The sequence below is a fragment of the Winogradskyella rapida genome, assembly GCF_042675845.1.
GTDB lineage: Bacteria > Bacteroidota > Bacteroidia > Flavobacteriales > Flavobacteriaceae > Winogradskyella > Winogradskyella rapida.
The window spans coordinates 895,118-908,553 of sequence record NZ_JBHTKM010000063.1; the positions used below are offsets into that span (position 1 = coordinate 895,118).

General features: G+C 36.8%; 11 protein-coding genes. 1 reads left to right on the forward strand and 10 read right to left on the reverse strand.

Annotated features, from left to right (window positions below):
• Positions 1 to 22 precede the first annotated feature (22 nt).
• From ACFQ13_RS11290 to ACFQ13_RS11315, 6 genes are all read right to left on the reverse strand, one after another.
• Positions 23 to 532: a DUF3124 domain-containing protein gene (locus tag ACFQ13_RS11290; RefSeq protein WP_386117370.1), complete on the reverse strand. Its 510-nt coding sequence runs from the start codon at positions 530 to 532 to the stop codon at positions 23 to 25.
• A gap of 74 nt (positions 533 to 606) precedes the next feature.
• On the reverse strand, positions 607 to 2,073 hold the full coding sequence (locus ACFQ13_RS11295; RefSeq protein ID WP_386117373.1) for a potassium/proton antiporter: 1,467 nt from the start codon (positions 2,071 to 2,073) through the stop codon (positions 607 to 609).
• Positions 2,074 to 2,267: 194 nt separating this feature from the next.
• Positions 2,268 to 3,209: an NAD(P)H-dependent flavin oxidoreductase gene (locus ACFQ13_RS11300; protein ID WP_386119438.1), complete on the reverse strand. Its 942-nt coding sequence runs from the start codon at positions 3,207 to 3,209 to the stop codon at positions 2,268 to 2,270.
• A gap of 133 nt (positions 3,210 to 3,342) precedes the next feature.
• Positions 3,343 to 4,965 (reverse strand): S8 family serine peptidase, encoded by a 1,623-nt coding sequence (locus tag ACFQ13_RS11305; RefSeq protein WP_386117375.1) that lies wholly within the window; start codon positions 4,963 to 4,965, stop codon positions 3,343 to 3,345.
• A gap of 100 nt (positions 4,966 to 5,065) precedes the next feature.
• Positions 5,066 to 6,253, reverse strand: coding sequence for a tRNA 2-thiouridine(34) synthase MnmA (mnmA, locus tag ACFQ13_RS11310; RefSeq protein WP_386117378.1), 1,188 nt, complete (start codon positions 6,251 to 6,253; stop codon positions 5,066 to 5,068).
• Positions 6,254 to 6,458: 205 nt separating this feature from the next.
• Positions 6,459 to 7,169 carry a toxin-antitoxin system YwqK family antitoxin gene (locus ACFQ13_RS11315; protein ID WP_386117380.1) on the reverse strand — a complete coding sequence of 237 codons (711 nt, stop codon included), beginning with the start codon at positions 7,167 to 7,169 and terminating at the stop codon, positions 6,459 to 6,461.
• Positions 7,170 to 7,234: 65 nt separating this feature from the next.
• On the opposite strand from ACFQ13_RS11315, the gene ACFQ13_RS11320 reads away from it, so the two are divergent.
• Positions 7,235 to 8,251 (forward strand): fasciclin domain-containing protein, encoded by a 1,017-nt coding sequence (locus ACFQ13_RS11320; RefSeq protein ID WP_386117382.1) that lies wholly within the window; start codon positions 7,235 to 7,237, stop codon positions 8,249 to 8,251.
• Between the two features lie 365 nt (positions 8,252 to 8,616).
• On the opposite strand, the gene yidC is transcribed toward ACFQ13_RS11320, so the two are convergent.
• From yidC to ACFQ13_RS11340, 4 genes are all read right to left on the reverse strand, one after another.
• Positions 8,617 to 10,530: a membrane protein insertase YidC gene (gene yidC, locus ACFQ13_RS11325; RefSeq protein ID WP_386117384.1), complete on the reverse strand. Its 1,914-nt coding sequence runs from the start codon at positions 10,528 to 10,530 to the stop codon at positions 8,617 to 8,619.
• A gap of 132 nt (positions 10,531 to 10,662) precedes the next feature.
• Positions 10,663 to 12,279 carry a CTP synthase gene (locus tag ACFQ13_RS11330; protein WP_386117386.1) on the reverse strand — a complete coding sequence of 539 codons (1,617 nt, stop codon included), beginning with the start codon at positions 12,277 to 12,279 and terminating at the stop codon, positions 10,663 to 10,665.
• Between the two features lie 308 nt (positions 12,280 to 12,587).
• Positions 12,588 to 12,815, reverse strand: a complete 228-nt coding sequence (locus ACFQ13_RS11335) for a DUF3820 family protein (RefSeq protein ID WP_386117388.1) — start codon at positions 12,813 to 12,815, stop codon at positions 12,588 to 12,590.
• A 61-nt stretch (positions 12,816 to 12,876) separates the two neighbouring features.
• Positions 12,877 to 13,416, reverse strand: a complete 540-nt coding sequence (locus ACFQ13_RS11340) for a DUF922 domain-containing protein (protein ID WP_386117390.1) — start codon at positions 13,414 to 13,416, stop codon at positions 12,877 to 12,879.
• Between the last annotated feature and the right edge of the window lie 20 nt (positions 13,417 to 13,436).

Consider the following 13,436-nt stretch of genomic DNA (forward strand, 5'->3'; position numbering starts at 1 on the left):
ATCCCGATTATATCGGATGTAATTAATCGATTCTTGTGGATTGCGTTAAAAAAGATAAACCTTGTTGTCCTGAGGTAGACGTCATCACCCCTTCAAAAATAGGTTCATGACTTCCTTGTGGTATTTGCCAATCGAAAATAAAATTCCCTCCAGTTCCCCCAGCAATATCCTTTTCATTAATCACAATATCTAGGGTTTCCATAGGTACCAAATAGGCCGGTTGGTCAATATAGGATTTTAATAAAACCCCATGAGTATCGTAATACGCCACCTTAGATAAGTACAAGCTATCTTTAGCACTGGTATTCCTAATACTAATCATTGCCGTAAGGTTATACGTCTTATGCTGTGTGTAACTGTAAATTTGTGAGTATACCGATAAATAAGAAGTTCCTTGTTCTAAGCCTTCTGAAGATGGCAGAGCTGCAACGCGGGCTTTCCAATCAATTTTTTCGTAGTCATCCGTGCCTGTAGCCTCGTCACAAGCACAAAAACAATACAGACTGAGGACTAAAATGATGAACTTTTTCATAAGGTACGCTTTAATTAATGACTACAAAATTAGTGTAAAAGCCGCAGATTATAGTCTGCTTAAAAATACAATACCTAAGAAGATAATAAAAGAATCTCTCGTACTTCTTTTAAACTGTCTTCTTTATCTAAAAGAAAAACAAGGGTATCGTTCGCTTCAATAATGGTTGAGCCGCCTGGTCTTACAAATTTATCGTTTCGTTTTATCATTACAATAAATGCTGAAAGTGGTAAATGCAGATCTATAATACGTTTATCTACCGCGAAACTATTTGGAGGAATGGCCACTTCTTCCATTGCAGATTTCGGAAGATTTAAAATATACCGATCATTTTCTGCAATAGGTTTAACCTTCTCCGGAAGTGCCACTTTTAACCATTTTGCAAAAATAGATAAGGTGGTTCCTTGAATTAAGATAGAGGTCACCGAGATAAAAAAGACAATATTAAAAATCATATTGGCCTTATCTATTCCGGCTAATAACGGATAGGTTGCAAATACAATAGGAACTGCTCCACGTAAGCCTACCCACGAAATATAAAAGCGCCTTTTGAGTTTCATTTTGAAAAACATCAGACTGATAAAAACACTAACCGGTCTTGCCACCAAAATAAGGAATACTGAAATCAGTAAGCCAATGCCCATATAAGGAATTATTTGCGACGGAAATACGAGCAGTCCTAAGGTTAAGAACAGTACAATTTGCATCAGCCAAGCAATACCATCAAACATTTTTAAGATGGTGGACTTATGAATTAAATCTTGATTCCCTAAGTAGACCGCACAAATATAAAGGGCCAGAAAACCATTTCCGCCTACAAAATCGGTCGCAGAAAAGGTTATAAACATCATTGCTATGGCTAGCACCGGATAAAGACCTTCGAATCCTAGTTTAATTCTATTGATAATTATCTTGCTTAATTTTCCAAAGGCAAATCCTAGTATCCCACCTAAAATCATTTGTTGGAAAAACAACAACACCATAGAAAAAATACTCTCATCTTGGTTAATCACTAAGGTTAAACACGCCAAAGTGAGCACATAAGCCATAGGATCATTACTCCCACTCTCTAGTTCTAATGTAGGTCTTAAATTGGTTTTTAAGGCTAAATTTTTAGATCGTAAAATAGAAAATACAGCGGCCGCATCTGTAGAAGACACAATAGAACCGAGCAGCATACTTTCGTAAATAGTAAAATCTGTAACAAACCACACAAACAAACCTAGGGTTGCGGCGGTTAGAAAAACCCCCAATGTAGAGAGTATCAATCCCTCTTTCAGAATGGGTTTAATGGCTTTAAAATTGGTGTCTAAACCACCCGAAAAGAGGATAAAGTTAAGGGAAACAATCCCTATAAACTGTGCTAATTTAGGATCATCAAATCGAATCCCTCCAATACCATCAGAACCCGCTAACATTCCTATAGCCAAGAAAAGGATTAAGGTAGGCACCCCAAACTTATAAGAGGTCTTCCCGACCACAATACTTATAAAAAGTAAAATAGAGCCTACTAATAATATATTTTCAATGGTTAAATTCATGCTTTTCTTGCCAAAGGTCAGTGCAAGCAAATTTAGTTTTTTTATCTTCTAATAACGAGCTATCCGTTGCTTTTAAAATTGAAAAATTAAGGTCTTGTATTCTGCAAATAAATTTAATTGCAGTGTTTTACAACATTCAAACAACATGCGTGCTTTAATCGTCTAGCCTTAACCGGAAACGTATTCGCATTAATCTATAAGGTTGCTATTTGGTCTTTCGCTGTTTCAAACTCAGCAACCATAGTCTCGACAATTTTAACCACGGGTTGCACATCGTGAATTAAGCCTGCAATTTGCCCTATTTCCAACTCGCCTTCTTCTAAATCACCTTCAAACATTCCTCGTTTAGAACGAGCTCTGCCTAATAATTCTTTAAGTTGCTCTGGAGTAGGGCTGGTTTTATAAAGCTCTTGGACGTCGTTGTAAAATTTGTTTTTCACTAATCTAACTGGAGCTAATTCTTTTAAGGTTAATTGGGTATCACCTTCTTTAGCATCGACCACCACTTGCTTAAACGCTTGGTGCGCAGAAGATTCTTCACTAGCCACAAATCGGCTTCCTACTTGTACACCATCAGCACCTAAAACCATACACGCCAGCATGGCTTTTCCTGTGGCAATACCACCAGCTGCAATTAATGGAATATCCAATTGTTCTTTCACCATTGGAATTAAGGTCAAAGTAGTGGTTTCATCTCTTCCGTTATGGCCACCAGCTTCAAAACCTTCAGCCACAATAGCATCTACTCCGGCCGCTTGCGCTTTTAAAGCAAACTTAACACTGCTTACCACATGAACCACAGTAATCCCTTGGTCTTGTAACCATTTAGTCCATGTCTTCGGATTTCCTGCAGAGGTGAATACAATCTTAACCTCTTCCTCTACAATAATATCCATGATTTCTTTAATGTTGGGATATAACATCGGGACGTTAACCCCGAAAGGTTGATCGGTAGCGGCTTTACATTTTTGAATATGTTCTCGCAACACATCAGGATACATAGATCCTGCTCCAATTAATCCTAAAATTCCAGCATTACTTGCAGCAGAGGCCAAACGCCAACCGCTATTCCATATCATTCCGGCTTGGATGATAGGATATTTGATATTGAATAGTGAAGTGATTCTATTAGTCATCATAAGTGTTCTATATTTTATGGTGTATAAAATTCGACAATTCAGATGAAAATTACGATGGAAATGCCATGAAATTATGAAGATACTTCTATTCCATTATGACGTCTTAAGGTCTAATTAGCTCAGCCTTAATTTAAGGCATCGTTTTAATAAACTGAAGTGTTTTAACCCCTACTTCGGTGCTAAGTTGAATAAGATAAACCCCTGCGGATAATGCGGAAACGTCAAGACTCTCGGTAGTTTCCGTAAGTGTTTCTTGTAAGACTTCTTGACCTAATTGGTTATAAACAACAACCTTGATCTGACTTTGAGCTTCTGGAAAACTGAGATATAGGTCTGAATTTACCGGATTAGGATACAGACGAAGGCCTTCTAAATTGAAATCGTCCACTGATAACGCTAAATTCTTAGCCGTGTATAAATTAGGAATTCCGTATCCTAAAAATTGATCTGGAGCATTATACTGTGATGCCGATTGCCTCACCAAATCTTTAAGAACGCTTGGTGTTACATTAGGCAAGGCTTGTTTTAAGGCCGCAAGTCCCCCACAAAGAATTGGTGCGCTAAAAGAGGTCCCATTATTTTGAACAATACTATTATACTCATCAATAACAAAAGCATTTCCACCTCTTGCCACAACATCGGGTTTCTGATAACCAATTTGCGCGGCACTACCTTGGGAACTAAAAGACACATAATCCCCATCTGCATTTACAGCACCAATACTAAGCACGTTAGGCGAATCTCCTGGAGCGCCGACCGTTTGCCACGAAGAGCTTCCAGAATTTCCTGCGCTAACCACAACTAATAGTCCTTTTTCAGCAGCAATATTAGCGCCTTTAGTAATAAAGGCCGTTTCGCCATTCATGTCTGCAGGAGTATAACTGTAATTCGCATTATCATAAGTGGTATAGCCCAGAGATGTATTTATAATATCTACACCTAAACTATCAGCACGTTCTGCTGCTTCTACCCAATAACTCTCTTCCACTGGATTTTCACTTGAGGCATCTTCGGTTCTAAATAAATAATAAGACGCATTTGGTGCAGTGCCCACAAAACTATCTTGAATAAAGCCGCCCATAGTACTTAATACTTTAGTTCCATGGTTACTTGAGGTACTGTTATAAATATCGGTTGTTCGGTCTACAAAATCATACCCGCCTAATAATAACCCTTGGTCTCTTAAATTTTGAAACGCGCCCATGGTATCTGCATTCGGAAATCCGGCATCCATAATGGCAATGCTGACTCCTTCTCCGGTATAATCGTCGAGATGTAAGTTATCCACCCCAATCATTTCTACCTGATTTTGGGTATTTCCGTAGGTAAACGCAATCGTGATATCTTCAATATCTAAATCCGTATGCTGCTGCTCGGGTCTCCCACTGCTGTTAAGATTAGGATTTGCAAAAACAACAGTATCTACAAAATCTAAATTGGTAAGCCCGTTTATAGCACTTTCCGTTCCTCTCACATGCAGCGCATTAAACCATTTCGATTTTGCCAAGACCAAAATATCTGTTTGCGTTTTAACCGTGGTAACATACCCTTCATTTACAGGAACATCGCGTGCATCTATAGCAATATTAAAATTTTGCTTTCGGTCTATAGCTTTCTGCGTCAGTATACTAATAGGATTTGCAAGCGAAGCCGCTACATTAGGTTTATCCGTAAAATAAATCCAAGCGTCTTCTTGTGCAAAAGTAGGTGCGCTTAGGCAAACTAAAAGAATAACGAGTACTGTTCTCAACATGGGCTTCGGTTTTCATATGACAAATTGGTCTCTAAAATACAGAAGACCTTTCAGATGAACATCTAAAAGGTCTTCAAACAAATTAACCTTTACGACTAATTTAAGAAATTACGCCAGAACCTACGAGTTCTTCTCCTAAATACCAGGCTACAAATTGGCCTTCCGTAATCGCCGATTGCATGGTTTCAAATTCAACATACAATCCTGAAGCTACTTTATGTAAGGTGGCTTTATCTAAATTTTGTCGGTAACGTATTCTTGCCAAGACGTCCATAGTTTCTCCGTCGTTTAATGCCAAATCCGTACGTACCCAATGTAATTCTTCATTAGACACAAAAAGGACGTTTCTGTAAAGTCCTGGATGTTTTTTACCTTGACCTGTATAGATGACATTCTCATTAACATCGGTATCAATAACAAATAAGGGCTCTACCGTGCCGCCAACGCCTAAACCTTTACGTTGTCCTTTGGTAAAATAATGGGCCCCTTGGTGTTTCCCTACCACTTTTCCGTCGGCAACCTTGTATTCTGGTTTTTTAGACCCATAGGCTAATTCTTCTTCTTTAGTACTGAAGGTCGGCGGGACATGATTGTAACGTTCAAAATTAGCATCAATCTCTACAATCTGCCCTTCTTTAGGCTTTAATTGTTGTTGTAAGAAATCGGGTAGCCTTACCTTACCAATAAAACAAAGCCCTTGCGAATCTTTCTTTTCAGCGGTAATTAAATCTTGTGCTTTAGCAATTTCTCTAACTTCAGGTTTAAGCAATTCCCCAATAGGAAATAAGGCTTTTGCCAATTGCTGTTGCGACAACTGACACAGAAAATACGACTGATCTTTATTACCATCTACACCGGCCAAAAGCTGATGCACCTCTTCGCCATCTTTTTCAATAGTACTTTTTCTACAGTAGTGACCTGTGGCCACGTAATCGGCTCCAAGTTCTAAGGCAATGTCCATAAAAACATCAAACTTAATTTCTCGGTTACAAAGCACATCGGGATTAGGCGTTCGACCTTTTTCATATTCGTCAAACATATAATCTACAATACGCTCTTTATACTGTTCACTTAAATCTACAGTTTGAAATGGAATCCCTAATTTATCTGCCACCAACATGGCGTCATTACTATCTTCTAGCCAAGGACATTCGTCAGAGATGGTTACCGAATCATCATGCCAATTCTTCATAAAAAGCCCAATAACTTCGTAACCTTGTTCTTTTAGTAAATATGCGGCTACACTTGAATCTACACCTCCCGAAAGCCCTACTATTACTCTTTTCATCCGTTAATATCCTTATTATATTTATTTTAAGTCCTTATTGTTAGCACTTTTTTCAACTTAAAAAAGGCTAAGCAAAACGTCTTCTAAACATCGTTATCAATTTACATTATGCTTTGTTCGAAAACATTTGGCAAAATTACGAAATAAAAAAGGCAATCTTATATAGATTGCCATTCTCAAATCCTATTTAAACCATAGTTAATCCCTATGGTTTTTTAGATATGACTTTCTGATTGGTGTGATCTACAGTTTTAGTTAATTTACCATCCTTATAATACTTCCAGATCCCTTTTTTCTGATTTTCTTCATAAACCCCTTCTGAGGTCAACTGATTATTCGCATTGTAATAATACGCTTGCCCATGGAGTTTGTCGTTCTTATAAATGGTATGGCGTAAGAGGGTATTTTTCTCAGAATACCACTTGGCTTCACCGTCTAACTTCCCATCTTTATAATGCGCACTTTCTGCTAAAACACCATTAGGGTAATACACAAAACGTTCTCCCGAAAGTAGACCCGCATCATTATAATACTCTTCAATCATTTTTTTTGAAGAATTTTTATGGTAAAAAATCCACTTGCCCATAAAGCGCTTCCCATTCATTTGCCCTTCACTAATCACTTTTTTATTAGAAGCGTAAAAGGTAACCTTAGCAATGCTATCGGTTTCGTTAAAAACTTTGACGGCACTTAATACACTTTTCCCAGCCGATAGCGTGTAATATTTAAAGGTGTCGACTTCCTTACCGTGTTTAAAAACCCCTTCATAACGTTTTTGATCCGTCTGGTAGTAGTTCTTGGTCCACAAGCCGTGCCGTTTCTTGTTTTTATCAAACTGATTTACTGCATCTTGTGCCTGTACAGATGTTAAAAATAATGTTAAAGTAAATAAGCTATAAACTAATTGTTTAATCATTTCGTAATTTAGTTAAACAAACTTTTATAAAGTTTGAATGTTGAACAATTTAAAAACTCAAAACAATGAAAATTATTTCAAAAAACTTCAAATTACTTACAGTATTTCTATTGGTTTTAGGTCTTACTGCATGTAGTGATGATGACGACAACAATTTACCCCCTACAGAACCTATGACAATCGTAGATGTAGCGATTGAAAACAATTTAACCTCTCTAGCCGCCGCTTTAGAAGCTACCAATTTGGTTAGCACATTACAAAGTGACGGACCTTTTACCGTATTTGCTCCAACGAATGATGCATTTAGTGATTTTCTAACGGAAGCCAATATTGATTTATCGAATATGACGGCTACAGAAATTGTAACCGTAAGAAATGTATTATCTAATCATGTGATTGCCGGAGCTACTATTACCTCTACCGATTTAATTGGTGCAGGTTCTGGTTATGTGAGTACTGAAGCTGCTGGTGTTGCAGGGAACAACATGAGTTTATTTTATAATTTTACTGAAGGTAGCGTTATATTAAACGGAATGTCTACTGTAACCACGGCCGATGTCACCGCCTCTAATGGTATTGTTCATGTGGTGGATGAAGTGATTACTTTACCTTCAATAGTAACCTTCGCTACTGCAGACCCTAATTTTAGCAGTTTAGTTGAGGCTTTAACCGCCGATGATCAACCTGATTTTGTAACAACACTATCACTTCCTATTGGTGTAACGCCAACGCCATTTACGGTTTTTGCTCCAGTAAACTCTGCTTTCCAAGCCTTATTAGATAGTAACGATAATTGGAACTCTATTGAAAATATCGATTCGGACTTATTAACAAGTGTTTTAGAACACCACGTTATTACTGAAGCCAACGTAAGATCGGAAGACCTTAGCGATGGTATGATGCCAACGACCTTACAAGGGGATATGATAACGATTAACTTACCAGGAAATGACGGAAATCCGGCTAAAATTACCGATGGTGCTGGGAATACAGACATCGATATTATTGCTGTAGATGTACAAGCGATTAATGGTGTAATTCATGCTGTTGAAACTGTATTACTTCCAGATACGACTAATTAAAATAAAAGCAAAGAAATTGCATACCCCTATATTGATTGATTAATTTCAAAACATCCAAACGACATACCGTTTGGGTGTTTTTTATGCTGTTTATTTCATCATAACGCTATTCATCCCTCACTCCAACCCTAGCGTCTTCCCTGCACCCTTCTATCTAAAGCATGGACTGTTATGATATTTTCTTAGCTTTGAGTTATATATTCATTGAGAGTTATATATTCTTTGAGCTTTATATTTAATCTGAAGATTCAACCCTCTCAATTAAAGCCCAATACAAGGCAAAAATAAAGCCTTAACACTAAATGTTAAGGCTCTATTAGACTTTGTGAGTCTCTATATAAAGACGACGTTAAACGTCTGTAGACTTATTTTTTACGTCCACGTTGTTGCGCTTGCTTTTGTTGCTCGGCTTGCTCCATCATTTCAGCCATTTTCTTCTGAAATTTACTTTGCTTTTTAGGCTTGGTTTTATTCACTTCAATCTTAGCTAAAACTTTGTCCTCGTCAATAATGTAATTTTTAATCACGAGCATAATTCCAATACTAATAGAGTTAGAAATAAAATAATATAAACTTAAACCAGAGGCATAGTTATTAAAGAAGACTAACATCATTAATGGAGAGAAGTATATCATGTACTTCATCATCTTAGCCATATCAGGCATCCCTTCTTGTGTTGGTTGATTTGCCATTTGCTGACCTGTTGTCATTCTCATATAAAAGAAAATCGCAATCGCTGCCAAAATTGGAAATAAACTAACGTGATCTCCATATAGTGGAATACGGAATGGTAAATCTAAAACCGAATCAAATGAACTTAAATCATCTGCCCAAAGGAAACTTTTTTGTCTTAATGCAAAGGCTGTTGGGAAAAACATAAATAAGGCATAGAATACAGGAATTTGCATTAATCCAGGTAAACAACCACTTAAAGGACTTGCTCCTGCACGGCTTTGAATAGCCATGGTTTCTTGCTGTGCTTTTAATTTATTGTCTTTGTATTTTTCTCTTACTGCATCTAATTCTGGCTTTAAGATTTTCATCTTCGCCTGCGATAAGAATTGCTTGTACTGTACAAAAGATAATAAAATCTTAACTAGAACCGTCATTACAATAATAGCAATACCGTAAGGTAAAAAGCCACTTAAGAAGTTAAATAATGGAATGAATAACATTTTATTTATCCAACCAAAAATTCCCCATCCAAAAGGAATACTTTTCTCTAATCCTTTATCGTATTGTTTTAAGGTTTTACTGTCTGTAGGTCCGTAATACAATCCGAAATTCTTATTTAATTCACCACCATTATACGCTAAAGGCATTTTAGCGGTATATAATTTAGTGTATAAAGTATCTATTTCTTCATCTTCAACTAAATTTAACGAGGTCATAGCCACATTATCTAAAGTTGCATTTTCAGCCGCTAAAATTGTACTAAAGAAATGCTGTCTGTAAGAAATCCAATCAACATCACTTACCGTTTCATCGTCATCACCACCTTGCGATAATTTATCAACTTTACCATCATCATGCATATAGGTTAAACGTGTGTAACGGTTTTCGTAACTGATACTTTTTGAATGACGAATGGTCTTTTGTTTCCAATCTATAGCAATAGGCTGCGATGTATTAAAGACACCGTTTAAACCTTGCGATCGAATTGAAAAGTCAATCATATAATCGTTTGGTTTCAACTCATAACGGTATTCTAAAAAGTCCGAAGCAGAGACCTTAAGTTTCATAGAGACTACGGTATTTTCACCGTTTTTAGTCACTGTAGGTTCAAAAGGAAAATCTTGAGTATTTAAAGTTCTGTTATCAGAAGTTCCAAAGGTAAGGTTAAAGGCACTGTTTTGGTCTTTTACCATATATACCGGAACCGAGTCATAGTCTACAAAGTTTCTTAATTTCACTTCTGCTAAATGTCCCCCTTTACGGTTGAATTTTAATTCAAACACGTCCGTAGTCACCGTTGTGTATTGTTCTGACGACTTTGGTAAGGTTAAAGCATAAGCAAATGCGCCTACTTTATTCTGAAGGGCTGCTTTTTGTGTCGAGTCTAAAACTTGAGTATTTTCAGTATAATCACTAGCCGTGGTTACTAAATCGGCATTCTGTTTACTTTGATTATTTTCTGCTTCTGCCTGAGCTTGCTCCGCTTGTTTTTGTGCTTCAAGCTCCTCTGGTGTAGGTTGATTTTGGTACATTACGTATAATAATATCCCAAAAATGAGTACGAAACCTATAATAGATTTAACGTCGAATTTCTTTTCTTCCATGTCATATTAATTTTCGACCTCTTTAAGTGATAAGTCGCCCTTTATTAGGCATCTCACTTAAGAGGTCTTAAATGGTTCTATTCCGATTCCTCAAATAGCTAACCAATTTTTAGTTTGCGACAAAGTGACGCATTATTTTTTCTTGTTGTATTTTAAGGCTGCTTCAATAAACGCGATAAATAAAGGATGTGGATTTTTCACCGTACTCTTATATTCCGGGTGGTATTGTACCCCAATAAACCAATCATTTGTAGGGATTTCCACAATTTCTACCAATCCTGTTTCAGGATTAAAGCCTGTAGCTTTCATTCCTGCAGCTTCAAATTGGGATTTATAATCATTATTAAATTCAAAACGGTGTCTGTGTCTTTCCGTTATTAATTCAGAATTATAAACACTATGCGCTATACTCTCTTGTTCTAATTTACAATCCCAAGTTCCTAAACGCATGGTTCCTCCTTTATTAGTCACACCTTTTTGTGAGGCCATTAAACTAATCACAGGATCTGCAGTTTTATCGTCCATTTCTACAGAGTTAGCCTCTGGTAGTTTTAAGACATTTCTAGCATATTCAATAACCGCCATTTGCATCCCTAAACAAATTCCTAAAAATGGAATATTATTTTCACGTACAAACTGAACGGCTGCAATTTTACCTTCTATACCACGTTCTCCAAAACCTGGTGCCACTAAAACACCATCTAAATGGCCGAGTTTAAATTCAATATTGCTTTCCGTTAAATATTCAGAATGAATTGGTTCTACATTAACCTTTACTTCATTTTCTGCACCGGCATGAATAAACGCCTCTAAAATAGATTTATAAGAATCTTGAAGTTCTACATATTTACCAATAAGGCCAATAGTAACTTCGCTTTTAGGGTTTTTATGACGCTTTAAAAATTCATTCCATTGCTCTAAATCTGGCACGTCGCTTTTAAGCTGAAGTTGGTTTAAAACCACTTTATCTAAACCTTCTTTTAGCATTAAATTAGGCACGTCGTAAATGGTTGAAGCATCAATAGATTCGATAACCGCTTCTTTTTTCACATTACAAAAACGCGCTAATTTCGTTTTTAAACTGTCACTTAATTTGTGCTCTGTTCTACAAACTAAAATATCGGCTTGTACCCCACTCTCCATCAATGTTTTTACACTGTGTTGGGTTGGTTTTGTTTTTAACTCACCGGCAGCAGATAAATAAGGCACTAAGGTTAAGTGAATAACACAGGTATTGTGCTCTCCTAAATCCCATTCTAACTGTCTTACAGCTTCGATATAAGGTAAGGATTCAATATCTCCAACGGTTCCTCCAATTTCAGTAATGACAATATCGTAGTCTCCAGAATTTCCTAAAATCTGAATTCTACGTTTAATTTCGTCAGTAATATGAGGAATTACTTGAACTGTTTTCCCTAAAAACTCGCCACGACGTTCTTGATCAATAACACTTTGGTAAATTCTACCAGTAGTAACGTTATTGGCCTGTGAAGTGGGCACGTTTAAAAAGCGTTCGTAGTGTCCTAAATCTAAATCGGTTTCAGCACCGTCATCCGTTACGTAACATTCGCCATGCTCGTAAGGATTTAAAGTACCGGGATCGATGTTAATATATGGATCTAATTTTTGGATGGTGGCTCTGTAACCTTGTGCTTGAAGGAGTTTAGCTAGTGATGCTGCTATAATACCTTTTCCGAGAGAAGAAGATACGCCTCCGGTTACAAAAATATACTTCGGGTTTGTAGTCATGATACGTTATTAAACGCAGGCAAAATTACAAAATTTAATGAGTTATTCTCTATTTGTTTATGGTTTGTTGATATGTTCTTTTTAATATTCAAAGTAAAGACCAAAAACAAGGCTTAATCCTTATAGTCCAAGCGCTTTAAAATTCACACTTCATTTAAAAGTCTATACAAATCCACTAAGCTTTTATGATAATTGAGAAATAAAAAAAGAAGCGTCCCTATTTTAACAAAAGATAAGCTCTGAACGTTCTAAAAAAATCAGACATCTATAGCCCAAAGTTTAGCACTGAAGAAAATAAATGGATGGGTTTACTTCTTAAAATCTCTTCGGATGTTGTAGATCAACTCCTCTAAACCATTAATCTTAATCTCGCACATTTGCGCCATCATACGTCCTAGCTTTCCTGGTGGAAAGCCTTTTTGTTGGTACCATATGTAGTAAGGCTCAGGAACATCTATAAGATAATAGTTTTTATATTTTCCGAATGGCATTTTATAATGTGCCAACTCAATTAAAACGGTGCCGTCTAATTCCATGCTAACTTGTATCGGTAGGGGTTTTGTTGAATTCTTAAACCTTACTAAAACCGGTTTAATCTTATAAGGATTGAAACGATTCTAGCTGCTTAAGCTCTTGTGCAATGTTGGTTTTCCACTCTTGTTGCGCCGTTTCGTTCATAGAATGATTAGTTTCTAAATCGTAACGTTGTTGGCGCTCATTTAAGGCCGTATTGATCTGCGAATGCAAGGCCTTCATTTGTGCCTTTATCTTTCTATTTACCTTTAATAAGGCCAGTTCTTTTCTAAACTGACGGGCATAAAGTTCTGTAATATCAAAATGTAATTGTTCGTGGGCCAAAACATGAGGGTTGGCTTTGTCTTTAATATACCATGATTTATGTGGATAAAATTGAGCGGACACTGTGGTAGAAAAATCTACAATTTGGTTTCCTGATGTTTTTACAGCAAAACCAAAAGTTATCCCTGACGCTGTTAAGGCTGCTGCATCAGAATTGGAATCTGGCTGCGCTTTAAAATCGGCCCAAATCAGTTTTTTATCTTCATTCCAAGTTATGGCATCGTCGTTAGAAACGGGCGTCACCACTAGTAAGCTTAGAAAAAGAATTATAATTTTCACGTGTTGTTCTCCTATTCATA